This window comes from Acidocella sp. C78 (genome assembly GCF_907164655.1).
Genome location: NZ_CAJQZK010000113.1, coordinates 19,633 through 44,642, shown reverse-complemented (window position 1 = coordinate 44,642; position 25,010 = coordinate 19,633). Strand labels below are relative to the sequence as shown.

General features: G+C 66.8%; 15 protein-coding genes, 1 tRNA gene and 2 pseudogenes. 4 read left to right on the top strand and 14 right to left on the bottom strand.

Translation table 11 applies throughout. The features are described 5' to 3' along the window. Window positions 1–124 precede the first annotated feature (124 nt). Window positions 125–1,663, top strand: a complete 1,539-nt coding sequence (locus tag ACIDOCELLA78_RS93935; RefSeq protein WP_249676452.1) for an AMP-binding protein — start codon at window positions 125–127, stop codon at window positions 1,661–1,663. 42 nt (window positions 1,664–1,705) lie between these two features. Here ACIDOCELLA78_RS93935 and ACIDOCELLA78_RS93930 read toward each other — a convergent pair whose 3' ends face one another. From ACIDOCELLA78_RS93930 to ACIDOCELLA78_RS93895, 8 genes and pseudogenes are all read right to left on the bottom strand, one after another. Continuing rightward, a complete protein-coding gene (locus ACIDOCELLA78_RS93930) occupies window positions 1,706–2,284 on the bottom strand; it encodes a YceI family protein (RefSeq protein ID WP_201729489.1) in 579 nt (192 codons plus the stop codon). Between the two features lie 110 nt (window positions 2,285–2,394). Then, a complete protein-coding gene (locus ACIDOCELLA78_RS93925) occupies window positions 2,395–4,179 on the bottom strand; it encodes a glycoside hydrolase family 15 protein (RefSeq protein ID WP_201729488.1) in 1,785 nt (594 codons plus the stop codon). A 67-nt stretch (window positions 4,180–4,246) separates the two neighbouring features. Continuing rightward, window positions 4,247–5,515 carry a ribose 5-phosphate isomerase A gene (rpiA, locus tag ACIDOCELLA78_RS93920; RefSeq protein WP_201729487.1) on the bottom strand — a complete coding sequence of 423 codons (1,269 nt, stop codon included), beginning with the start codon at window positions 5,513–5,515 and terminating at the stop codon, window positions 4,247–4,249. Then, a complete protein-coding gene (gene pgl / locus ACIDOCELLA78_RS93915; RefSeq protein ID WP_249676454.1) occupies window positions 5,505–6,104 on the bottom strand; it encodes a 6-phosphogluconolactonase in 600 nt (199 codons plus the stop codon). Before pgl ends, rpiA begins: the two co-directional genes overlap by 11 nt. Before the next feature lie 151 nt (window positions 6,105–6,255). Next, window positions 6,256–7,077 carry a Cof-type HAD-IIB family hydrolase gene (locus ACIDOCELLA78_RS93910; RefSeq protein ID WP_201729486.1) on the bottom strand — a complete coding sequence of 274 codons (822 nt, stop codon included), beginning with the start codon at window positions 7,075–7,077 and terminating at the stop codon, window positions 6,256–6,258. 190 nt (window positions 7,078–7,267) lie between these two features. After that, a pseudogene (zwf, locus tag ACIDOCELLA78_RS93905) lies at window positions 7,268–8,677 on the bottom strand (glucose-6-phosphate dehydrogenase); the annotation flags it as partial. Continuing rightward, the gene (gene gnd, locus ACIDOCELLA78_RS93900) at window positions 8,674–9,678 is read right to left on the bottom strand and encodes a phosphogluconate dehydrogenase (NAD(+)-dependent, decarboxylating) (protein WP_201729485.1); all 1,005 of its coding nucleotides are present in this window, start codon (window positions 9,676–9,678) and stop codon (window positions 8,674–8,676) included. The pseudogene zwf and the gene gnd, both read right to left, overlap by 4 nt. 341 nt (window positions 9,679–10,019) lie before the next feature. Continuing rightward, complete coding sequence (locus tag ACIDOCELLA78_RS93895; protein ID WP_201729484.1) at window positions 10,020–12,851, bottom strand: bifunctional transaldolase/phosoglucose isomerase; 2,832 nt, start codon at window positions 12,849–12,851, stop codon at window positions 10,020–10,022. A gap of 279 nt (window positions 12,852–13,130) precedes the next feature. Here ACIDOCELLA78_RS93895 and lepA point away from each other — a divergent pair, with 279 nt between their 5' ends. From lepA to ACIDOCELLA78_RS93880, 3 genes are all read left to right on the top strand, one after another. Then, window positions 13,131–14,936: a translation elongation factor 4 gene (lepA, locus tag ACIDOCELLA78_RS93890; protein WP_201729483.1), complete on the top strand. Its 1,806-nt coding sequence runs from the start codon at window positions 13,131–13,133 to the stop codon at window positions 14,934–14,936. A 5-nt stretch (window positions 14,937–14,941) separates the two neighbouring features. Further along, window positions 14,942–16,297, top strand: a complete 1,356-nt coding sequence (gene rmuC / locus ACIDOCELLA78_RS93885) for a DNA recombination protein RmuC (protein WP_201729482.1) — start codon at window positions 14,942–14,944, stop codon at window positions 16,295–16,297. Between the two features lie 53 nt (window positions 16,298–16,350). After that, window positions 16,351–16,440 (top strand) — tRNA-Ser (locus tag ACIDOCELLA78_RS93880). A gap of 564 nt (window positions 16,441–17,004) precedes the next feature. Here the strand turns inward: ACIDOCELLA78_RS93880 and ACIDOCELLA78_RS93875 are convergent. The 6 genes and pseudogenes from ACIDOCELLA78_RS93875 to ACIDOCELLA78_RS93850 form a co-directional block, all read right to left on the bottom strand. Further along, a pseudogene (locus tag ACIDOCELLA78_RS93875) lies at window positions 17,005–18,030 on the bottom strand (recombinase family protein); the annotation flags it as partial. Between the two features lie 379 nt (window positions 18,031–18,409). Further along, complete coding sequence (locus ACIDOCELLA78_RS93870) at window positions 18,410–18,916, bottom strand: GNAT family N-acetyltransferase (protein ID WP_201729481.1); 507 nt, start codon at window positions 18,914–18,916, stop codon at window positions 18,410–18,412. Beyond that, the gene (locus tag ACIDOCELLA78_RS93865; RefSeq protein ID WP_201729480.1) at window positions 18,913–19,203 is read right to left on the bottom strand and encodes a DUF1778 domain-containing protein; all 291 of its coding nucleotides are present in this window, start codon (window positions 19,201–19,203) and stop codon (window positions 18,913–18,915) included. Before ACIDOCELLA78_RS93865 ends, ACIDOCELLA78_RS93870 begins: the two co-directional genes overlap by 4 nt. A 56-nt stretch (window positions 19,204–19,259) precedes the next feature. Further along, window positions 19,260–21,371 (bottom strand): DUF3363 domain-containing protein, encoded by a 2,112-nt coding sequence (locus tag ACIDOCELLA78_RS93860; RefSeq protein WP_201729479.1) that lies wholly within the window; start codon window positions 21,369–21,371, stop codon window positions 19,260–19,262. Between the two features lie 431 nt (window positions 21,372–21,802). Then, window positions 21,803–24,820, bottom strand: a complete 3,018-nt coding sequence (locus tag ACIDOCELLA78_RS93855; RefSeq protein ID WP_201729478.1) for a type I restriction endonuclease subunit R — start codon at window positions 24,818–24,820, stop codon at window positions 21,803–21,805. Then, the gene (locus ACIDOCELLA78_RS93850; protein ID WP_201729477.1) at window positions 24,807–25,004 is read right to left on the bottom strand and encodes a restriction endonuclease subunit S; all 198 of its coding nucleotides are present in this window, start codon (window positions 25,002–25,004) and stop codon (window positions 24,807–24,809) included. The genes ACIDOCELLA78_RS93855 and ACIDOCELLA78_RS93850 overlap by 14 nt, the downstream gene beginning before the upstream one ends. Between the last annotated feature and the right edge of the window lie 6 nt (window positions 25,005–25,010).

Below are 25,010 nucleotides of genomic sequence, written 5' to 3'. Positions count from 1 at the left end.
ATCGCGACGGCGTGCCTCACGACATCGGCGAGCAGATCGACGGCATTCCCTCGCTCAACCACATGCTGGAGGCCTGGGTGCGGGACTATGGTTCACGCCCGCCTTCGTCAGCGCCGGCTCGCCGATGACTTATGCGCAAACCCGCGAGCGCGCCGGCGCCTTCGCCGGGTTCCTGCAATCACGCGGGCTTGGAAAAGGCGACCGTGTCGCGCTGATGATGCCGAATTCGCTGCAATATCCGGTCGCGGTGTTTGGCACGCTGCTGGCCGGCGCCACCGTCGTCAACGTCAATCCGCTCTACACCGCGCGCGAGCTGAACCACCAGCTGCGCGACAGCGGCGCACGCCTGCTCGTGGTCTTCGAGAATTTCGCCGCCACCGCCGAACGCGGCATCGAGGGCACCGAGATCGAAACCGTCGTCCTCGCCGCCATGGGAGATCTGATCGGCGGACTCCACGGGATCGTGCTCGATGTTTCGCTCCGCTACCTGGCAAGGACAGTGCCTCGGCACGGGCTGCGCGGCGTGCGGTTCAACGCCGCGCTGGCGCAAGGGCGCAGGGCTGGTCTCACCGAGGTCACGACCGGGCCGGAGGACATCGCCTTCCTGCAATATACCGGCGGGACGACCGGGGTGGCCAAGGGCGCGATGCTGACGCACCGCAACATCATCGCCAATGTTCTTCAGACCTCTGCCTGGAGCGGTGGCGAGCTTGCCGGCGAGCGGCTCAACATCCTCACGTTGTTGCCGCTCTACCATGTGTTCTCGCTGACAGTGAACCTGTTCATGTTCATGGCGCTCGGCGGCCGCAACGTGCTGATCGCCAACCCACGCGACACCGGGAGGGTGCTGCGCAGCATCCGCCACGAGAAATTCGAGGTGATGGTCGGGATCAACACCCTGTTCAACAACCTGCTTAACCATGAGGGCTTCCGCCGCCTCGATGTCTCGCGGCTGCGCCTCGTCATCGCCGGCGGCGCGGCGACCCAGTCCGAAGTCGCGGCGCGCTGGCAGGCGGCGACCGGCCTGCCGGTGAGCGAGGGGTATGGGCTGACCGAGTGCTCGCCCGTGGTCTGCATGAACCCGATCGACATGCAGCATCCCGAACGGATGGGATTCAACGGCACGGTCGGCCTGCCACTGCCCTCGACCATGGTGCGGCTGCGGCGTGCCGATGGCAGCTGGGCCGGCATCGGCGAGGAGGGCGAGATCTGCGTGCGCGGCCCGCAAGTGATGCGCGGCTACTGGCAGCGCCCGGCGGAAACCGCGCTGATGATCGACGCGGCGGGCTGGCTGGCGACCGGGGATATCGGCGTGATGGATGAGCAAGGCTTCATCCGCCTCGTCGACCGGCTGAAGGAAATGATCCTGGTCTCGGGCTTCAACGTCTATCCCTCCGAGATCGAGGAGGTGGTGATGATGCATCCGGACGTGCTGGAGGCCGCCGCCATCGGCGTGGCCGACGATGCCTCCGGCGAGCGGGTGAAGATCATCGTCGTGCCGAAATCGGACCGGCTGACCGAGGCCGCGCTGCTCGAACACTGCCGGCGCAACCTCACCTCCTACAAGATGCCGAAAATCGTCGAGTTCCGGCACGAGGAACTGCCGAAATCCCCGGTCGGCAAGATCCTCCGACGCGAGCTGCGCACCCCGGCGGCACACTGACGCGCCGCTCCGTCGCGCCCCGGCCGCCCGGCTGGAATCCGATCAGCCAGCCGGGTGCGGCCTGCGGCCATCGAGCGAAATGTCGTCGATCACGGTGATGGTGCGGCCGACCAGCATATCCAGCCCGTCGATCCCCCAGTGCTCCCGGTCGAGCCGGCCGATCGAATGAAATCCGACCAGCTTGCCGCCGGAGAAACGCTTCGTCAGGGCCATGCTGAAGCGATGGGTCTGCCCGTGCATCGTCAGCCTGCCGTCGATCCGGGTGCCGCCCGCTTTGCAACGCCCGATGAAGCGGGTCTGCGGATATTGATCGGGATCGAGAAACCCGCGCGACATCACCTGCGCCCGCACCAGGGCGTTCGGCAAGGCGAGGCTGGCGGTGGCGAACGTCACGTCGATCCGGCAGGTATTCGCCGCAGGGTCGAACACGAGCGTGCCGGAGAGCTGCCGGTATGTGCCGGTGATGGTGAAGAGCAGCGCGGTCGAATGAGTCTGCGCCAGCATGTTCCCCGGCGTCAGCCGCAGCTGCTCCTCGCCTGCGCGGGCGTTGCCGCCGAGGAGCGGCACCGCTGCGAGGGTCAGGGCGGACAGCGCGGCGAGGCGGTTGGCAAGGCGTGGCATGGCAGTCTCCCGGACCGGACGACCAATCGTCGCACGCGGGGATGAACATTTGGTAATTCTGTCCCGGCGGCCGGCCGTGGTCAATGACGATGCGCCGCCGCCGTGCGGCCTTATCCCGCCACTTGTGCCGCGCCACTCAGCCGCAGCGCCGCGTTGACCAGCGCGACATGGGTGAACGCCTGCGGGAAATTGCCGATCTGCCGGCGGTTGACCGTGTCGTATTCCTCGGCGAACAACCCGACATCGTTGCGCAGGGCAACGAGTTTCTCGAACAAGGCCTCGGCCGCTTCCTGCCGGCCCATCATCGCGTAATTGTCCACCAGCCAGAAGCTGCACGCGAGGAACACGCCCTCGTTGCCCTCCAGACCATCCTTGCCGGTCTGCGTATCGTAGCGGCGGACGAAGCCGTCCTGCATCAGGGTGCGCTCGATCGCGGCGATGGTGCCGAGCATCCGCGGGTCGTCCGGCGGCAGAAACCCCACGATCGTCATCAGCAACAGGCTGGCATCGAGGGTTTTCGAGCCATAGGCCTGCACGAAGCTGTTCATCCCGCTGTCGAACCCCTTCGCACAGACCTCGTCGTGGATCTGCTGACGGACCTCGCGCCAGCGCGCCACCGGACCGTCATAGCCATATTCCTCGACCGAGCGGATCGCCCGGTCGAAGGCGACCCAGGCCATCACCTTGGAATGGACGAATTGCTGCCGCCCGCCGCGCACCTCCCAGATCCCCTCGTCCGGCTCGGCCCAGATCCGCTCGAGGGTTTCGAGCAGCACGCGGCGGATGCTCCAGCTGTTCTCATCGCGCTGCGCGCCGCCGACATGCGCCTGGTAGAGCGCGTTCATCACCTCGCCGAACACATCGAGCTGGCGCTGCCCTGCCGCTCCATTGCCGACGCGCACCGGGCGAGAGCCCTCGTAGCCGTCGAGCCAGTCGATCGTCCGCTCCTCCAGCCGCCGCTCCCCGGCGATGCCGTACATGATCTGGATGTCGTCCGCGCCGCCGGCGATCGCGCGGTCGAGCCAGCGCGACCAGGCATGCGCCTCCTCGCGATAGCCCGCATTCATCAGCGCCTGGAGCGTGAAACTCGCATCGCGCAGCCAGCAGAACCGATAATCCCAGTTACGCCCGCCGCCGAGCTGCTCGGGCAGCGAAGTCGTCGCCGCGGCGACGATGCCGCCGGTTTCCCAATGGGTCAGCGCCCGCAGCGTGATCAGCGACCGGCGGACGATTTCCGCCCACCGCCCGGCCACCGGCACCCGCCGCGCCCAGCCGCGCCAGCTCTCCGCCGCCTGTTCCACCCCCGCCGCGATATTGAACCGCCGCGGCACCCGTCGGTGCGAGGGCAGCCATTCGAGGCCGAATTCGACCGTCTCGCCGGCGGCGACGCTGAACGCCGCCTCGGTGTGCTGGTTGCGCCCGGTCATCGGCACATCGCCCCACACCGCCACCATATCCGGCCCGGCGATGGCGACCAGCCCCTCATGGCCCGGCAGCCGCTGCACCCAGGGCACGACCGCGCCGAAGCCGAAGCGGAAGACGAGATCGAGGCGCAGATCGACCCGCCCGGACAGGCCGGTGACGATGCGGGCCAGCCGCGTCGTATCGTGCGGATGCGGCACCATGCAGTCGGTGATCCTGACGGCGCCGTCATCGGTGTGAAGGTCGGTTTCCAGCACCAGCGTCTCCGGCCGGTAGCGCCGCTCCACCCGCCGCACCGGCGCGTCAGGGGCGATCCGCCAGCGGCCATTCTCGCGCGTGCCGAGCAGAGCCGCGAAACACGGATCGGAATCGAAACGTGGCAGGCAGAGGAAATCGATCGATCCGTCCTTGCCCACCAACGCCGCCGTCTGCCGGTCGCCGATGATCGCGTAATCCTCAATTCTCTGGCTCATGATAGCTCCCGTTGCCTGTGCGCCCGCCACCGCGCCGCCGCGGCCGCGGACATCCCGAAACCGGATGTCAGCCTCCCTGTCGCCGCGCGAGTTCCGCAACGACCCGCCGCACGATGGAAACGGGTGGCTCATCGATCCGCACCACGATCGCATCTTCGTCCGCCATCGGCGGTTCCAGCGTGGCGAGCTGGCTGTCGAGCAGCGAGGCCGGCATGAAATGGCCGCGCCGCGCCGCGATCCGTGCAGCCAGCAGCGCCCGCGACCCATCGAGATGGACGAGCGTGAACGGCCCCGCGCCCGCGCGCACCAGATCTCGATAACGGCGCGTCAGCAGAGAGCTGACGATCACGCCGCCCGTGGCGTTCGCCCGCCATTCGCCAAGGCGCATGGCGATGCGGTGTAGCCAGGGCATCCGGTCCTCGTCGTCGAGCGGCTGGCCCGCGTGCATCTTGGCGCGGTTCGCCGGCGGGTGCAGATCGTCGCCATCGCAAAACGGCACGCCGAGGGCATCGGCCAGAAGAAGGCCAATGGTGGATTTGCCGGATGCCGAAACCCCCATCACCGCGAGGCGCGGCGGCGCAGCCGGCTTCGGCAGTTCGAGGCAGCGCAGCATGGCGGCTACCGGCGCAAGCCCGGCGGCCGAAACCGGATCGCCGTCGAAGGCGCGGGCGGCGCCGTGCTCATCACCGATGATCGCCGCAGCACAGCCGGAGAGGAAAAACCCGGTCTCGACGATGCCGGCGATCGTGCGCAATGCGGTGTCGATCGTCTGCGGCGCGATGTCGGCCGGCAGGGTGCAATCGGCGATGTGATGGCCGCCATCGGAGACGAAGAGTCCTCCCGGTGCCGCGCGCAGCACCGGGGCAAGACCCAGCTCGGCGAGCCGCGCGCAGGTGCGCTCCGCCCCGTGCCGGACGATCTCGACCGGCAGACGCGCGCGCCCGCCGAGCCGCGAGACCAGCTTGCTCCGGTCGGCGATGACGATGAAGCGCCGCGCCGATTGCGCCACCAGTTTCTCGCGCAGCAGCGCGCCACCGGCGCCCTTGATCAGCCGCAGCGTGCCGAACTCGATTTCGTCGGCGCCATCCACCGCCAGATCGAGCACGCCATCGAGCGGGGCGAGGCGCAGGCCGAGCGCCGCCGCCTGCGCGGCCGTCCGCTCCGACGTCGCGACGCATTCGATATCGAGCGCCTCGGCGCGGACGCGCGCGGCAAGCTGGTCGATGAACTGCGCGGCCGTCGTCCCGGTGCCGAGCCCCACCCGCATGCCGGAGGCGACAAGGCCAGCCGCTTCACGCGCCGCCGCGCGCTTGCCGATTTCAGGATCAATGCCCATGCGTCGCCTCAGCCTGCCCAGCGCCCGGCGGCCGCACGATCGGCGAGCCAGACCAGCCGCCCCCCGGGTTCAGGCGGGACGCCGGAACATCGCGATCCGTGCCGCCAAGAACGCGGTCAAGCATCTCGCGCTTGCCGGCGCCGGAGACAAGAAACACCACCAGCCGCGCGCTCTCCAGGATCGGGTAGGTGAGGGTGACGCGCGGTTCCGGCCGCCCCGTCGTCACCGGCACAACCCAGCGCTGGCGTTCCCCGAGCAACTCCTCCTGCCCGGGCAGCAGGGAGGCGGTGTGGCCGTCATCGCCCATGCCGAGCAGGCACAGATCGAAGACCGGCCTCGCCGGATCGAGGCGCGCCGCGCCGTGAAGGGCGATGAGGTCCCGCTGATAGGCGGCGGCGGCCTGATCGACGGTCAGGCCCGCGAACGGCACCGGGTGCAGGCGGGGCGCTACAGGCAGATGCGCGATCAACGCCTCGCGGATCATCCGGACATTGCTCTTCTCGTCCTCCGGCGCGACGAACCGCTCGTCGCCGAGCACGAGATCGACGCGCGCCCAGTCGATCGTGTCGCGCCAGGGCGCCCCGGCCAGCCGCTCATACAGTGCCCGCGGGGTCGATCCGCCGGCAAGGCAGGCGAGGAAGCGCTCGCCGCCGCCGCGGCGGCTTCCGCGAAAAGCCGCGCCCCCTGCTCCGCGAAGGCCTCTGCATCCGGCACCACAACAAGTTCGCCACGCACGGGTTTCATCCGCGTCTCCCCTCCAGCACGAAGCGCTTCATCGCTTCGGCAAAGCCGTCCTCGTCATTCGATACAGTCACGTGATGGGCCTTGCGCCTCACATCGTGCTCCGCATTGCCCATCGCGATCGCGCAGCCGCTGCGGGCGAACATCGCAACATCGTTGGGCATGTCGCCGATGGTCGCGATCCGCGCGTGCGGAATGCCCAGATGCTCGGCCAGCGCATCGACGACCGCGCCCTTGTTCGCCCGCGTGCTGGTGATATCGAGATAATAGGGCTGCGAGCAATCTGCCGTCACGCCCTCGCCAAACGCCTTGCGCGCGGCATCGCGGCAGGATGTCATCCGCGCTTCGTCGTCGGTCACGCCGACGATCTTAACCACGCCATGCAGGGCGGCAAGGTCGAACCGCCCGACGATCTCGGGGGCGAACGCCACCGTTCGCCGCTCGCGCGCGACATGCGGCGCGGCGCCGTCGCGCACCAGCCAGCGGTCATGCGTATAGACCCAGGCATCGAGCCCGTGATCGTCGAGCAGCCCGACCGCCCGGCCGATCACCCCGTCATCGAGATCGTGCGCGGCAACGACCTGGCTGAAATCGGGCGCCATCATCACGCCGCCGTTGAAGCCGGCCAGCGGCGTGTCGATGCCGAGCGGTTTGCTCAGCATCCGCATGCCGCGCGGCGGCCGCCCGCTGGTGATCGCGAAGCGGATGCCAGCCTCCCGCAACGCGGCCACGACCTGCGTGGTTGCCGGCGTCAGCCGCTTGTCGTCGGTGACCAGCGTGCCATCGACATCGGCGATCACGAGATCGATCGCCCGGCTCACGACCCGTCCTCCGCCGGATCGAGCGCGACCGGGCGCCACCGCCGCGTCGGATCATCGTCGGACAGCAATCTTTCCGCCTCCTCCGGCCCGGCGCTGAAACTGCGGTAATTCGGAAACCCGCCGCCGGCCTGCCGCTCCAGTCATCGAGCACCTCGCCGACCACGCGCCAGGTTTCCTCGACCATGTCGGCCCGCTGAAACAGCGTCTGGTCGCCGGTCATGCAGTCATACAGCAGGGTTTCGTAGCCGACATTCGGCTCCGGATCGAACCGGTCGCGATAGCGGAACTGCATCTGCGCCGGAGCCAGTTGCATGGTCTGGCCGGGCCGCTTCACCTCGAACTCGATGGCGATGCCCTCATCGGGCTGGATGCGCAGCACCAGCCAGTTGGGCGGCAGATCGTCGATCGACGCGCCCTTGAACGGCGCCAGCGGCTGCTTGCGGAAGCGGATGGCGATTTCCGTCATCCGTTCGGAAAGATGCTTGCCGGTGCGGAGATAGAACGGCACGCCGGCCCAGCGCCAGTTGTCGATGGCCAGCCGCAGCGCGACATAGGTTTCGGTGTTCGAATCCGCCGCGACGCCGGGCTCCTCGCGATAGGCGCGCGCCCGTCGTCCGGAAACCTCGCCGGTGTCATACTGCCCGCGCACGGCGTCCTCCGGGCGCACCGTGCGGATGGCGGAGAAGAGTTCCAGCTTCTTGTCGCGGATCGCCTCGGCCCGCACGCCGACCGGCGGTTCCATCGCGACCATGGCGACGAGCTGGAACACATGGTTGGGCACCATGTCGCGAAGTGCTCCGGCCTGCTCGTAGAATTTCGCCCGTCCCTCGACGCCGACCGTCTCGGCGACGGTGATCTGGACGTGATCGATGCGGTCGCGGTTCCAGAGCGGGTCGAAGAGCCCGTTGCCGAACCGCAGCGCCATGATGTTCTGCACCGTTTCCTTGCCGAGGAAATGATCGATCCGGTAGATCTGCCGCTCCGCGACCACGTCCAGCAGCCGCCGGTTCAGCGCCTTCGCCGAGGCGAGGTCGTGGCCGAACGGTTTTTCGATCACGATCCGCCGCCAGGGGCCCTCGCCCGACTCCCCCTCGGCCAGCAGGCCGGCCTTGCCGAGATGCTCGACGATCGGCGCGAAGAACCGGTCGGCCACGGCGAGGTAGAACAGCCGGTTGCCGCCGGTGCCTTGCGATGTTTCGATCGCCTCGAGACGGGATTTCAGGGTTTCGTAGAATTCGTCCCGGGTGAAATCGCCCTGAACGTAATCGGCATGGGCCGTCAGGCGCTCCCATGCGGCATCGTCGACCCGCCCGATCTGGTCTTCGGCCTCGGGATCACCGACGAAGCTTTCCAGCATCGCGCGCAGCGAGGCGGTCCAGCCGCGAGCATCGAGATCGGCGATATCGGCGCCCAGCAGGCCGAAATGTTCGGGCACCAGCCCGGTATTGGCGAGGTTGAAAAGGGCCGGCACCAGCAGCCGCTTGGTCAGGTCGCCGGCGGCGCCGAAAATCACGACGCTGCACGGTCCGGCCGGCGCGGCCGAGACGACGCCTGCCGCCCCCGCATCGGGACGGGAGGGATGTTGCGCGAGGGGGTTCATTCGTTCCCTCCCCGCGGCGCGCCGGGCTGCCCCTGCTCGATATGGCCGCCGAATCCCTGGCGCATGGCCGAGAGGATCTTCTCGCCGAATGTATGGTCGAGCCGCGAGCGGAAGCGGGCGAAGAGGGCGGCGGTCAGCACATCCGCCGGCACCGCCTCCTCGATCGCGGCGTTGATTGTCCAGCGCCCCTCGCCGGAATCCTCGACATAGCCGCTATAGTCCGAAAGCGCCCCGTCGCGCGCCAGCGCCGCGGCCGTCAGGTCGAGCAGCCAGGATGAGATCACGCTGCCGCGCCGCCACACCTCGGCGATGTCGGCGACATCGAGATCATAGCGCTCGGCTTCGGGCAGCGCCTCGGCGTCGCGGTTGCGCAGGATCGCGAAACCTTCCGCATAGGCCTGCATCAATCCGTATTCGATGCCGTTATGCACCATCTTCACGAAATGCCCGGCGCCGTTCGGCCCGGCATGGATGTAGCCAAGCTCGGCCCGCGGATCGCGCGCGGCGCGGGCCGGCGTGCGCTCGATCCCGCCAAGCCCGGGCGCGAGCGTGCGGAACACCGGGTCGAGCCGGCGGACGATCTCGTCCTCGCCGCCGATCATCATGCAATAGCCGCGCTCCAGCCCCCACACGCCGCCCGAGGTGCCGACATCGACGAAGTGGATGCCGTTGCGCCCCAGCCGCGCGGCATGTGCGATGTCGTCGCGATAGAAGCTGTTGCCGCCATCGATGACGACGTCGTCCCGCCCGAGCATCTCGCCCAGCGCGTCGATCGTCTCGCTGGTGATCCGCCCGGCCGGCAACATCACCCAGATGGCGCGGGGCGGCTCCAACGATTTGACGAGACCGGCGAGATCGCGCGCCCCCGTCGCCCCCGCCGCCGCCAGCGTCTCGACGGCATCCGCGGATGTGTCGAACACCACGCAGTCATGGCCGCCGCGCATCAGACGGCGGGCAATGTTGCCGCCCATCCGGCCAAGGCCGATCACACCGATCTTCATGGCTCTGTCTCCGTTCCTGTTGCCGCGCCGGACCGCTGACGGTCCCGCGATGCGGGGCCGCCGGGCCAGGCGCTCGTCAAAGGTCTCCGGTCGGGCGCGGAGCTGCGCGCCCGCTAGAGCATCATCCGATCAGATGGAGTCATCTGATCGGATAAATATGCTCTATTTATCAATACCATAGAGCACTACATCCGATCCGGATGGATCGGAAAGTGCTCTAGTGTCGCGACGCTGAAACCCGATGGATTTCAGGTTCAAGGCCGACACTGGAAAACTCAGTATCCCGGCGGCCTGCCCATCCCTGAAATTCCCCCACGAATTTCAGGGACAGGACACCAGGGTCAGGCGAAGGCGTGGTCGATGGCCTTCGCCAGTTCGGCCAGACCCGCCTCCACCTCGGTGAGGTGAACGCGGATGGCCCGGCGCTCGCGTTCGACGAGGACGCCGAGATCGCCTTCCGCCTGCGCCCCCTTCACCTGGCCGAAACTGTAGCGATGGCCGGGCACGGGAAGATCCGCCGCATCGTCAGCGGTGATCTGCAGGAAGACGCCGGTATTCGGCCCACCCTTGTAGGCCTGGCCGGTGGAGTGGAGGAAGCGCGGCCCGAAGCCGACGCAGGTCGCAACCTTGCGTGCGTCGCGCAACCGCAAGCGAATGGACGCCAGCGCCGCCTCGTGCGCCCGCGTATGTTCGATATAGGCGAGCAGGCCGATATAGTCCCCGGCATGGGCGCGGTGGAAATGCTGCTTCAGCCAGGCCGCCAGCGTGTTGTGCCGGCCGAGCGCAGCTTCATTGGCCGCATCGGCATAGATGGCGATGCCGTTCGCGCGGAACACCGGCTCGGGAGATGCGACCGGCGTGCCCGCCTCGTACGCGTCGGTCAGCGCGCGGGTCTTGACCTTGCTCGCCTCGACATCCGGCTGGTCGAACGGATTGATGCCGATGATGGCGCCGGCCACCGCGGTCGCCATTTCCCAGCGGAAGAATTCCTGGCCGATCTGCGCCACGTCGTCGAGCACGATCCGCACCACCGGGTGCCCGGCCTTGGCCAGTGCGGCGAGCTTCGCATCCTGCGCCGCATCCTCCTCGCCCTTGAGGACGAGTTGGGCGAAGACGCGGTCATCGCCATAGACATCCGGCGCGCCCAGCGCCTCGCCATCGACCGGGATCAGCCCATGGCCATGCTTGCCGGTCGATTCGGCGATCAGCTGTTCGAGCCAGGCGCCGAGGCCGGCGATGCGCTTCGTGGTCACGATCGTGACCTTGTCACGGCCGAACCTCGTTGCCGCGGTGCCGAGTAGCAGCCCGAGCCGCACACCGGGATTGCGGTCCGCCGGCACGCTCGCGGCGCAGGAGGCGACCATGCGAGCCGTCCGCGCCAGCAGGTCGGACACATCGATCCCCATCGCCGCCGCCGGCACCAGGCCGAATTTCGACAGCACCGAGTAGCGCCCCCCGATCGATTTCACGCCATGGAAGAGATGCGCGAAATGCGCCTGTTTCGCGACCTGTTCGAGCGAGGAGCCCGGATCGGTGACAGCGGTGAAATGCCGCGCCCAGCCGGCCTCGCCCACCGTCTCGATCATGCGGGCGCGGAAATGCGCGAGCATGATGTTCGGCTCAAGCGTGCTGCCGGATTTCGACGAGACGATGAACATCGTCTTAGCGAGATCGAGCTTCGCCTCCAGCGCGCGGAGCTGGGCGGGGTCGGTGCTGTCGAGCATGTGAAAGCGCGGCGAGCCGGGCTGGTGGCCGAAACTGATGGCGAGCACCTCGGGGCCGAGGCTCGATCCGCCCATGCCGAGCAGTGCCACATGGGTGAAGCCGGCCTCGCGGATCGTGTTGGCGAAACGGACCAGCGTGCCGACATGCGCGTGCTCCTGCCCGACGATGCCGAGCCAGCCGAGCCAGTCGGCCTCGTCCGCACCGCTCCACACGCCGGCATCGCCCGCCCATAACCGGCGGATCGTGCCATCGTCCCGCCAGCCGGCGGCGGCCTCGTCCACCGCGCGGGCGATGTCCTCCGGTGCCTCGATGCGCGCCGCATTGACCGCGACCAGCGCCTCGCGCTTCGCCGCGACCGCGCCGAGCAGCTTGTCGAACGCCTCGGCGAACTGCCGCACGCCGTCCTCGACCAGGTCCTGGGTAACGCTCGCCAGCGAAATCCCCTGCGCCTCGATCGCGGTGAGTGCTGCGTGCGCCGCCTCGACCTCATGTTCCACCGCGTCACGCACCACCGTGCCGTGATCGCGGAACGCGTCCATCGTCGCCGGCGGCATGGTGTTCACCGTGTCGCGGCCGATCAGCCGCTCGACATAGAGCGTGTCGGGATAGGCGGGATTCTTCACGCTGGTCGAGGCCCAGAGCAGGCGCTGCACCTGCGCCCCCCTGGCCGCCAGCGCGGCCCAGGCCTCGCCGGCGAAGATCCGGCGGAAACTCTGATAGGCGACCTTCGCATTGGCGATCGCCGCCTGGCCGAGCAGCGGCTGGATCGTGCCGGCCGGCCCGCCGGCATCGATCCTGGCCTGCAACTCACGGTCGATCACGTTGTCGATCCGGCTGACGAAGAAGCTCGCCACGCTGGCCACCTTCGAGACATCGCCGCCCTTCGCCGCATAATCCTCAAGCCCGGCGATGTAGGACTGCGCCACCGCCTCATAGCGCGGCACGGCAAACAGCAGCGTGACATTGACCGACAGCCCCTCGGCGATCAGCGCGTGGATCGCGGGGATTCCGGCCGAGGTGGCCGGCACCTTGATCATGAGGTTCGGCCGGTCCACCGCCGCCCAGAGCCGCCGCGCCTCGTCGATCGTCCCCTGCGTGTCGTTGGCGAGATAGGGCGACACCTCGAGGCTGATGAACCCGTCGCGCCCGCCGGTGGCGCGGTGAACCGGCGCCAGCGCGTCCGCCGCCGCCTGGATGTCGGCGATCGCCAGATGCTCGTAGATCTCCATCGGCGTGCCGTCATGCGCGGCGACGAAGCGCTCGAATGCCGCGCCATATTCCGGCGCGTGCGCGATCGCCTTCTCGAAGATCGCCGGGTTCGACGTCACCCCCATGATCCCGTCGCGCTCGATCATGGCGGCAAGCTCGCCCCCCTCGATCAGGCCGCGCTGCACGAAATCGAGCCAGGGCGCCTGCCCGGCTTCAGCGAGTTGTTTCAGGGGGTTCATGCAGATCTCCTCAACGCAGGTCGTGATGGACGACGGTCCGGTGCCGGAGCGGGCGTATCGGCAGGACGCCGATCCTGCCCGGGACATGGGAAGGCACAGCCCCGATGTCACGTCCCGCCGCGTCACCGTTCCGTGACCGCAAGCGTGTGTGGCGCAACCGACCGCTCTTTTCAATGGCGCGACGCGACCGAGATATACGGGTGAGCGCCGGCCGGACGGGCGCTGGCGATCCCGCGCAATGAAGCTGACAGAAGCCCCGATCTCGATTAAAGAGCGCGCATGACCTCGACCCCCACCGAACTGATCCGCAACTTCTCGATCATCGCCCATATCGACCACGGCAAATCGACCCTGGCCGACCGGCTGATCCAGACCACCGGCGCGCTCTCCGCCCGCGAGATGACCGAGCAGGTGCTCGACAACATGGATATCGAGAAAGAGCGCGGGATCACCATCAAGGCGCAGACCGTGCGCCTCAACTACAAGGCGAAGGACGGCAAGACCTATGTCCTGAACCTGATGGACACGCCGGGCCATGTCGACTTCGCCTATGAGGTGAGCCGCTCGCTCGCCGCCTGCGAGGGCTCGCTGCTGGTGGTCGACGCCTCGCAGGGCGTGGAGGCGCAGACGCTGGCGAATGTGTATCAGGCGATCGACGCCAATCACGAGATCGTCCCGGTACTGAACAAGATCGACCTGCCGGCCGCCGAGCCCGAGCGGGTGAAGCAGCAGATCGAGGACGTGATCGGGCTCGACGCATCTGACGCGGTGGAAATCTCCGCCAAGACCGGCATCAATATCGAAGCGGTGCTGGAAGCGCTCGTCACCCGCCTGCCGCCGCCGAAGGGCGACGATACCGCCCCGCTCAAGGCCATGCTGGTCGATAGCTGGTATGACCCGTATCTCGGCGTGATCATTCTGGTGCGCGTGCGCGACGGGCGGCTGCGCAAGGGCCAGCGCGTGCGCATGATGTCGACCGGCGCCGTCCACACCATCGACCAGGTCGGCACCTTCTCGCCCAAGCTCACCCCGCAGGCCGATCTCGGCCCCGGCGAGATCGGCTACATCACCGCCGCCATCAAGACCGTGGCCGATTGCAACGTGGGCGACACGATCACCGACGACCGCGCCCCCGCCACCGAACCCCTGCCCGGCTTCAAGCCATCGATCCCGGTGGTCTGGTGCGGACTGTATCCGGTCGATGCCGACGATTTCGAGAAGCTGCGCGACAGCCTCGCCAAGCTGCGGCTGAACGATGCGAGCTTCCATTACGAGGCCGAGACCTCGGCGGCGCTCGGCTTCGGCTTCCGCTGCGGCTTTCTCGGCCTGCTGCATCTGGAAATCATCCAGGAGCGCCTGTCGCGCGAATTCGATCTCGACCTGATCGCGACCGCGCCCTCGGTGGTCTACCGGCTCTACAAGACGAGCGGCGAGATGATGGAGCTTCACAACCCGGCGGACATGCCGGACGGCTCGATCATCGACCATATCGAGGAGCCGTGGATCCGCGCCACCATCATGGTGCCGGACGACTATCTCGGCGCCGTGCTCACCCTCTGCAACGAGCGCCGCGGCCAGCAGGTCGACCTCACCTATGTCGGCAACCGGGCAATGGCGGTCTACCGGCTGCCGCTCAACGAGGTGGTGTTCGATTTCTACGACCGGCTGAAATCGGTCAGCCGCGGCTACGCCAGCTTCGACTACCAGATGGACGACTATGTCGAGGGGGACCTCGTGAAGATCTCCATCCTGGTCAACCAGGAGCCGGTGGATGCGCTGGCCTTCATCGCCCATCGCTCGGTCGCCGACACCCGCGGCCGCGCGATCTGCGCCAAGCTGAAGGACCTGATCCCCCGGCAGCTCTTCAAGATCGCCATCCAGGCGGCGATTGGCGGTCGGGTAATCGCCCGTGAAACGCTGGGCGCGCTGTCGAAGGACGTCACCGCCAAGTGCTATGGCGGCGACATCAGCCGCAAGCGCAAGCTGCTGGAGAAGCAGAAGGAGGGCAAGAAGCGGATGCGCCAGTTCGGCAAGGTCGAAATCCCGCAGACCGCCTTCCTCGCGGCGCTGAAGATGGACGCCTGAGCCCAGTGCTCGCCGCCGCCATCGCCGCCACCATCGCCGCCCTGGGCGCCGCGATCCTCGTCGTCCTCGCGCTCCTGCAATCCCGCCAGATCGCCGCCCTGCGCGCCGAGGTGGCCGAACAGTCCCGCGCCGGGCTGCGCGAGGCGTTCGACCGGGTGCAGGAGGGCGCGCGGGCGCAGGGCGAGCAGCTCGCGCGCCTGCACGGCGCCATGAGCGAGCTTTCCCTCCTGCTCGCCGGCAAGCTGGCCGAGGCCGAATCGGCGGCGCAGGCTGGCCGCGCCCAAGGGCTCAGCGAAACGATGGCCGCGATCGCCCGGCTGACCGAGAGCCAGACCCTGCTCGCCGACCGGATGAACCGCGATCTCGCCGGCGTTTCGCTTGCCCTGCGCGAGGGGCAGGAGGCGCTGCGCGGCCGTGTCGAGCAGAAGCTCGACGAAATCCGCACCGGCAACGAGGCCAAGCTCGACGCGATGCGCGCCGCGGTGGACGAAAAGCTGCAATCGGCGCTGGAGCAGAAGATCGGCGAGAGCTTCCAGCGCGTGGCCGAACAGTTCGCCCAGGTGCAACAGGCGATCGGCCAGGTGCAGTCGGTCGCCACCCAGGTGGGCGATCTCAAGCGGCTGTTCGCCAACGTCAAATCACGCGGCGGCTGGGGCGAGGCGCAGATCCGCCAGACGCTCGACGACACGCTGCCGCCCGGCACGTTCGAGGCCAATTTCCGCGCCGATCCGAACGGCGCCGAGGCGGTGGAATTCGCGCTCCGGATGCCGGTGCGCGAAGGGGATCAGCCGGTCTGGCTGCCGATCGACGCGAAATTCCCGACCGAGGATTACGACCGCCTGCTGCTCGCCGCCGAGGCGGGCGACCGCGATGGCGAAACCCAGGCGCTGCGGGCGCTGAGCACCCGCATCCGCGACGAGGCGAAGAAGATCGCGCAGAAATACATCCGCCCGCCGCGCACCACCGACATCGCGATTCTCTACCTGCCGAGCGAAGGCCTGTTCGCCGAGGTCGCCCGGATTCCCGGCCTGGTCGAGCAGGTGCAGCGCGAGCACCGGGTGCTGATCCAGAGCCCAAGCCTGCTGCCGGCCTTGCTGCACACGATCCGGGTCGGTCATTTCACCGTCCAGCTCGAGCGCCGCGCCGGCGAAATCGGCCGCATCCTCTCGGCGGTGAAGCTCGAATGGGGCAAACTCGGCGAAAGCATCGAAGCGCTGGCGAAGCGCGCCGAACAGCTCTCGAAAGGGATCGACAGCACCCAGGTGCGCATCCGCGCCGTCGGCCGCAAACTGCGCGACATCGACGAGCTCGACCCCACCGAAGCCCCTGCCCTGCTCGGCCTCGACACAGCAGAGGAATAACGCCACCCCCCGCTTGAGCCCGGCGCGGTTGTTGGCTATGAAGCCGTTGCGCCGGAGGGATGGCCGAGCGGTCGAAGGCGCACGCTTGGAAAGCGTGTGTGCGTGAAAACGTACCGTGGGTTCGAATCCCACTCCCTCCGCCACTTCAGTCCCTGAGTGGGCACTGAATTTACGCCATTTTTTCCGGTTAGCACCTTTAGCAGCCGGGACTTCGATCCCATGATCCGGACCTCGCCATCTGCGACTTCCACGCGCTGGGCGAGCGCACGAAGATGGTCGCGGCGATAGCCGCCACCTTCAAGGCGGATATGCCGCCGCGCGGTTTCGGCCAAGGTGCGCACCATCTGCGGGGTAATGGCCTTGCTGCCGGAGTTCTCAAGCATGGCCTGGGCGCGTTCGGCGTCGGCCTTCGCCTGGTCGCGGATGGCCTTCAGGCCGTCGATGCGGTCCTTGAGCGCCGGATCGTTCAAGTCGGCGACACCCGCCTCTATGGCGTCGTAGAGGCGCTTGAGGCGGGCTTCGGCTTCCGCCGCACGCCGGTTCAGTTCCCCAATGTGCTCACGCTGGCGCTCCGATCTCTCCTGCCGGCGGTCGAGCACGGTGGCGAGGATCGTTTCCAGCCTTTCGGGCTGGAGGAGACGGTCTTCGAGATGGCTGGCGACAAGATCGTCCAGCTTGTCCATCGGCACGGCCATACCTTCGCAGGCTGTTGGCCCCTGCCGGGCTTTCATCGAACAGGCGTAATAACGATAGCGCCCGCCCTTGCCGGTGCGGATGGTCATGGCGCCGCCGCACTTGGCGCAGTGGATCAGGCCGGTGAGCATCGTCGGGCCGCTGATGACGGCGGATGGCGTCACCGTGGGATGTCGGGCCTTGAGCAGCGCCTGCACCGCGTCGAAGGTCTCGCGGTCGATGAGCGGCGGGACGGGCACGACCACGATCTCGCTGACCGGCTTCAATTCCTTGGACTTCGACCGTTTGTTGAACTCATGCTCGCCCATATAGGTGCGGCGGGTCAGGATGCGGTGGACTTGGCCGATGCCCCAACGGCCTCCGTCGCGCGTGAAGATGCGGTTGCGGTTCAGGTGGCTGACGATGTTCTTCACGCCCATCTGGCCCTTGGCGCCGTCGCCGTGGAGCGCCAGCCGGTAGATCAGGCGCACCGTTTCGGCGTGGAGCGGGTCTATCTCCAGCTTCTTCTTGACCTTCGCGCCGCGTTGCTCGGCCGCGACGACACGGTAGCCGATGGGCGGCAGCGAGCCGTTCCAGAAGCCCTGCCGGGCGTTCTCCTTCAAGGCGCGGATGACGTGCTTCGCGTTTTCCTTCGACTGGTATTCGTCGAACAGCGCCATGATCTGGCGCATCATGACGTGCATGGGATCGTCCCCCATCTCCTGGGTGATGGAGACGAGCTTAACCCCATTCTTCGCGAGCTTCCGGACGTAGAATTCCAGCTCGAAGTGATCGCGGAAAAAGCGGCTGAACGAATGGACGATCACCACGTCGAACGGCGCGGGCTTCGACGTGCCCGCCTCGATCATCCGTTGGAACTCGGGGCGCCGATCATTGGTGGCCGACGCGCCGGGCTCCACATAGGTCTCGACGAGCTGGTAGCCGCGCGAGACGCAATAGGCTTCGCCCTGGCGCTTCTGATCGGGGATGGAGACATCATGCTCGGCCTGCCGCGCTGTCGAGACGCGCAAGTAAAGGGCGGCCCGCAGCGGCACGGTCATGGCGTATGTCTCCTTCTCACCTCATCGGCGCGGCCCGAACAACTCATCGAAGAGTTCGCCGAACCACGCCTCGAACACATCCACCTCTGCTTCCGTGACCGGGATATGCGCGGGCCAGTCGTCGGTGACGATCCAGGTCGAGAGGTCATGCTTCGGCGGCCGGCCCGGAAACGGCCAGGGTCGGCCGAGCAACGCTTCAAGTTGTTCCGATGCAGTCGGGGGGCGTTCTTTGCGAAGTCTGGCCATTGCACCAGAATCGCCGAACCTGACGCCTGAAAGAATAGCCTTTTCTTACGCTGGAAGCCCCCGCGTACCTTGGCGCAAAAAGACTTGCGCGCGGCGGCGTGGAGCGGAAACCGCGTAGGGGCGAAGGCGGTCATCATGGCGACATCAGGCTCAACGCCGTCGCCACCGGAAGATAGAGGGTGCGCGGCCGTTGCACCAAGGGTGCGAAGCCGAATGCCACGTAGAAGGCCGCCGCCTGGTCGTCGATCGCGTCGGCGAAGATGGCGTGGGCGCCGATCGGCGCGGTCGCCACGGTCTTGATGGCGTCAAACAGCAGGGCTTCTCCCAGCCCTTGTCCGGCATAGTCGCTATGGCGGCCAAGCCAGCCGATCAGCACTGCCGGGACGGTCGGGTAGCGCGGCAGTTTCTTCGCCAGCGGCTCGGGAACCTCGGTCAACGGCACGTTGCTGGACGACAGCGTGTAGAAGCCCGCCACCCGGTCCGTCGCGATCTCCCTGGCGACGAAACAGGTGGCGTATTTACGCTTCACGTCCTGGGAGACGGTCTCGCGGAAATAGCTGTCGATACGGTCGTTGCCGCAGGTGAAGTCATCCCGCTTGTGCGCCTTCGCCAGCGGCTCGATGGCGAAGCGGACGTTCACCGGCGCTCGATCAGCTCGGCATGGCGCTTCGCCGCACGAGCCAGTCGCGCGTTCGGCTGGGGCGGATTGATCAGCGCCTCGGCGAAGCGGATTTGGTCCTCACGCGCCAGGCGCATGATGTCGGCGTCCTCGACGACGCGGCGGGCGTCCTCGCCGGCGGTGGAGATGAGATAGCCGGTCAGGGTCATCCCACGTAGACGGGCGGCGCGCTGCATCTGGTCGTAGACCTGCACGGGGACGCGCGCTTCCAGTCGGGCAGTCTCGGCTTCGATTTGGGGCTTGGGCATGGGCGACTCCTTCGGCTCCAACATATACGGCATAATGCCGTATTGATCAAGGCGGATCAAAGCCCCAGTCCGATCTGCCGCTTGCGGCTAAAGCTCCACTCGATCCCGCCATCGTCGCGGCGGACACCGCTGATGTGCTGGTCGAGGCGCTTTTCCAGCACGGGCTGCCAGGGCACGAGCTGGAAGCCCAGTCCGTCCTCAATCATGGCGAAGCGCCCGCTGGCGAGATTGGCGACGCCCGCCAGCCGGCCGGAGACGTACTCGCCGGGCCCAGACGGGCTGTAGGTCAGTCCACGCTCGGCGGCCATATCTTTGCCGACTCGATCGAACTCCTGGCGCTCCAGCGCAGCGACCGTGCGCCGAGGAATGGAAATAAGGCCGTCCTTCACGCTGGCATGGCCCATTTCGACGAGACGCGCGGCGCGCCGGTCGAGCGCGGCATTCACCTCCTGGCCGAAGCCCGTCCCGGCAAGGGCCAGATGGTCTTTCGCCACCAACTCACGGTCGAGCCAGGTCGCCCCGTCGCTGCCAACCTGCCGGTCGAGGTCGAGCGTGGACAATGTGCGGATGCCGAAATCCTTGGGTCGGCCGGGGGCGTCATAGGCCATGCCTCGCTCGGCGATGTCGCCGGGAATTTTCCAATGGTCGGCGTCGATGCGCTCGACGTGCCCGGCGCGGCGCAAGGCTTCCAGCCGGCGCACATGGGAGCGAATGAAGGCGTCGGGGTCGCCGTGGCGCTGCTCGATGATGTCACGCGTTGCCTCCAGATGCAGGCTTGGCTGGTAGATGCCGCCATTGGCCTCCGCCATGATCTGGATGTTGACATCCGCCGGCCGGGGCTCGGCCTTGGTCGGCGTCGGATCGAGCGCGACGATGTGGCCGCGTCTTATCTCGTCGAGGCGGCCGGCGTCCGCCATCTCGACATAGTGGGTGCGCCCGTCCACGCCATCGATGACGAGGTGCAACCGGTCGCCCATCTCGTCGCCGGCCAGGCCTTTGGAGAGCACGCGGCCCACGATCGGTTCGGTGATCTGCTTGCCGTGCGCCACATATTGCGCGGGGGCGCGTTCGTCGGCGAGGCCGTAGTCGGCCAGCGCCCGGTGCATGGTCTTGATGATGTCGCCGCGCTCGCCCAGTTCGCGCAAGGTCGGCTCGGCCTGTGCCGAGATGGACCAGCGGCCAACCTCCACCTCGGTCGCCAGTCCCATGCTTTCCAGCCTGCGGGCGCGGGCGATCAGCAGCGCCCGGTTCCGGCGCGCGGTCTCCAGCATGTCTTGGTCGGGGCGCAGATCGGCGAACCCGTGGCTGGCCTCCTGCTCGGCGATCAGCATCCGGTCGAGCCGGGTGAAGCGCTCGGCGTCCACCTCGCGCTCAAGCTGGCGGCTGACCTCCTGCTCGGTCTGCCGGCCCAGCTCCAGCGTGACGATCTCGCTGGCCCGTTCGCGGATGCCGTGGGCGATGTAGTCGCCGGCGATGTTGAGTATCTTCCCGTCGTCGGTGACACCGCGCAGCAGGATGTGGGTGTGCGGGTGACCGGTGTTATGGTGATCGACCGCGATCCAGTCGAGCCTTGTGCCGAGGTCAGCCTCCATCGTCTTCATCAGGTCGCGGGTGGTCTCTCGCAAGTCGGCCAGCTCTACGCCGTCCTCGGCGGAGACGATGAAGCGGAACTGATGGCGGTCGTCGCGGCTCCGGTCGAGGAAGGTGCTGCCGTCCTCGGCGTCGCGCTCAGCGGAATAAACCTGTCCCTTCTCGCCGTCGCGGTTGACGCCATCGCGCTCCAAATAGCGCAGGTGGGCGTCCACCGCCTTCGCGCTGACGAACGACCGTCCGCGCGCCGCGCCGCGCTGCGGGTTGAGCTTCACGATCCGCGCCTTCACCGTCACGCGCCGGGCGCGGGTTCGCCCGCCGCTGGCGTCCTGGCTCCAGGCGCTCCGCCCCTTCAGCACGGCGGCGGCCGTAGCGCCCCGGCCTCGCGCGTTGAACCGGCCGCTTCCCTTCCCGGCCGAGCCCAGCCGATTGGGGTCGCCGCCGGCGCGGCGGATAGCCTGATGCACCTCGGCAAGGAACGTCTTGGGGCGCGGCCGGACGGCGCGCGTGGTGCGCCCGCCAGCCCGGTCGCGGACCCGGCCGGGACGGATGCGGAAATGGTCTTCGTCGGTCGCCATGATGCGACGATTGGAAGATAAAACTGCCGACACAAGGTCGAAAATGGCGGCGTAAGGCCGTGGCGTAGAAATACTTGCCATAGCGTAGAAGCGGCGGAACGGCGCACGCCCCACATTGCGGGTGCCACCCAAAATGCCATTGAAAACATTGCAGAAATCGACTTCCCCGGCGCCGGCGCACCTCGCGCCCTCGGCGGAGAGCCGCTAAAAAACAATGTGCAGACAAACACTTAGGAACGAAGTTCCGGTAGCGAGGCAACTCGCTTTATCTTGCCCTCATACTCCCCATCATATTCAAGCCCGCAAATCACCGCTGAGCCTCCGTCCATATACCAATCAAAGATACCGCCGGATCGACAGACAGCAGCGCCTACCCGATCCTGCCTAATCTGCGATGAAACGCTTGTCGCCGGTCCCGGAAAACACAAACATCATGCCGGCGGCGGCACCGGCGTCTGCGCCCGCTTTGCGGCGTCGAATAGTCTTTCTTGCAGCCAGGCCTTGAAAGCCTTGTCCGTATTGTAGAGCGCATAGAGGTCGGTGTGATCGGCCAAGCTGCCGAGCAATTCATCATCGACGGCGCGGTCGTGTTCGATCCGGGCGTTCTGATTGTCGCTGTTCCGCAGTGCATTTTGAACACGGTCGTTTGCGCCAATTTTCCCCGGCAACTCCTCGAACAGAAACCGGGTGACACGATCCTGATCGCGAAACTCCGTGGCGCCAAAGCGTTCGTTGAAGTCACGGATGACGCTGCTCAGTTGGTCAACATCTTGCTCTGGACGACTTCCCGCCGCACCTGTTGGAACCGGCTCGATCTCTGCATTCGCATCAGCCAGGGCGATCTCCATGGCCGCCTCGACCTCAACCCGATAGCTGTCCATGTCGATGGTTTCCAGCACGTCGACGGGCGTTTCGTCACTTGCGGGACTGGGCAACTTCGGGATTAGCAAGGTGAGGAAAGTCGACAACTTCTCCCACTCCGGCACCGCATATCGCAGGATCGCGCCGAGGAACGCATAGGTCCGAACGAACGCCTTGGCCGCACCCTTGAACGCGATCTGATCGTCTTCCGGGAGTGCTTCGTACTGCGCCGAACATGCATCCAGGATGGGGTCGATCTGGTCGCGGGGCGCCGCTTGCAGGAACAGCGAGACGACGTTCTCGACGTTGGTCTCTGTGTAGACACCCGCCTCGTCGAGCGCGCGTTTCAGGTCATGCAGCTTGTTGGGATCAGTCTCGCCGGACAGGATTGTCGTGCGGTAAAAATCAGAAAACGCAGCTTCGATGATGGCGGGGTCGTTGCGGAAATCCAGCACGATCGGCTCGGTCTTTCCCGGCCGGGCACGGTTGAGACGTGACAAGGCCTGCACCGCTTTAACGCCGGCAAGCGTCTTGTCGATATACATCGCGAACAGTTTGGGCTGATCAAATCCGGTCAGATATTTGTCCGCGACGACGAGGAATCGGTAGGGGTCGGCGTCGAATTTGTCCTCCAGTTCGCTGCTCGGAAATCCGTTGAACGACGCCTCCGTGCGCTGCTCGCCCGCGTCGTCGACGGTGCCTGAAAACGCTATGATAGCCTTGTAAGGTGAGCCCCGTTTAACGAGGGCTGCGTTGATTGCGCGCCAATAATCGATTGCTCGCTCGATGCCGTCAGCGGCCATGATCGCGCGGGCTTCGCCGCCGACCTTGCGCCGGGCTATCACCTGATCGAGGAAATGATCGACCACGATGCCCGCCTTGGTGGCGATTGCATGGTCATGGCCTTCGACATAGTGGCGCAGCGTTTTCAGCGTCCGGGACACATCGACTTCAGGGTCATCGGCCGCGGTCTTGGCGAGGCGATAGTAGCTGGAAACCGGCGTGTAATGGGCCAGCACGTCGAGGATGAATCCCTCCTCGATCGCCTGCTTCATGGAATAGAGGTGGAATGGCCGATGCTTCACCACCCCGTCTTCCTCATAGCGCTCGCCGAACAGCTCCAGGGTCTTGTTCTTTGGCGTCGCGGTGAAGGCAAAGTAGCTGGCGTTATCCAGCATCCGGCGGCCCTCGATGATGGCGAGGATGCGATCCTCGGTCGTCATCTCGTCATCCGCAGCACTTCCGCCGAGCGCCGTGTTCAGCGCCCCGGCCGCACGTCCGCCCTGGCTTGAATGCGCTTCGTCGATCACGATCGCGAAGCGGCGACCGCGATGTGCGCTGCCGATATCGTCCAGGATGAAGGGAAACTTCTGCACCGTCGTGACGACGATCTTCTTACCGCTTTCAATGAAGCCGCGCAGGTCGCCGGAGCGCTCGGCATGGCCCATCAGGCGCGCGGTCTGCGCAAAGCCGCCGATGGTGTCCCTCAGGTTTTTGTCGAGCACCTGGCGGTCTGTCACCACGATGACGGTATCGAAAACCGATGCACCCGCACGCTCCAACCCGACCAGCTTGTGCACCGTCCAGGCGATGGAATTGGATTTGCCCGAGCCCGCCGAATGCTGGATCAGGTAGCGCTTGCCCGCGCCCCGTTCGGCGGCGTCGGCGCACAGCGACCGCACAACGTCGAGCTGGTGATAGCGAGGGAAGATCGGCTTGCGTGCGGTGATCCGGCCGCGCGCGTCGCGTTCTTCGATGATGCCTGCGAAGTTTTCGATGATGTCGGCCAGGCTGCGTTTGGCCAGCACCTGACGCCAGAGGTAATCGGTCTTGATGCCGCCGGGATTGGGCGGGTTGCCGGCGCCGTCGTTCCATCCGCGATTAAACGGCAGGAACCAGCTTTTCTGCCCGGCAAGCTGGCTGCACATGCGTACCTCACGGTCGTCGACCGCGAAGTGAACGGCGCAGCGGCCGGAACGGAAGATGAGCTCCCTAGGGTCACGGTCGGTTTTGTATTGTGCCTCGGCATGGGCGACGGTCTGGCCGGTTAGGCTGTTTTTCAGCTCGAAGGTGGCGAGAGGCACGCCGTTGATGAACAGACCCAGGTCGAGCGCGCGGCGGGCGGCATCCAGCGAATAGCCGAGCTGCCGCGTGACGGAGAAGCGATTGGCGTCGAAGCGCGCGGCCGCCGCCGTGTTGCCTGGCGAGGGCAAGGAAAAGTACAACTTCACCTCGTGCGGACCATGGCGGACGCCGGAGCGCAGCACATCGATGACGCCGCGATTGGTGATCTCGTCGCGGACGCGGGCGAGGAAGGCGCGCCGCACCGGCGTGTCGGCGTCGATCGATAACGGGCCGGCAAGGTCGGGCTGGGTGGCGTGAATGAAAGCCGCGAGCTGGACGAGGTCCAGCGCGTATGCGCGGTCGTAGTCGTCCCGGCGGCCCTCGATATAATCGTCGGGGCCTGTGAAGGGCGCGGCCTCCTCCGATAGCCCCGGTGTCGAGGATGCCCGCGCGGACGCGGCGCCCGTGAGCGCGGCGACGATCAGCGCCTCCAGTCCGCCCTCGCTTACGTCAGTCGACCGCATCGAGCGCATCCTCCATGTCTTCTTCGTTGGTCGCTGTTTCCTCGGCAAGTCCGTCGCCCTCGACGATGCGGACGGCGGCTTCGCGCACATCGAGCTGTCCGGTGACGACGGCGGCGATCAGGTTGTCGCGGTATTCGAGGATGAGGTCGATCTGGCTGCGCTCCTTGGCGATGGCTTCATCCACTAGCTT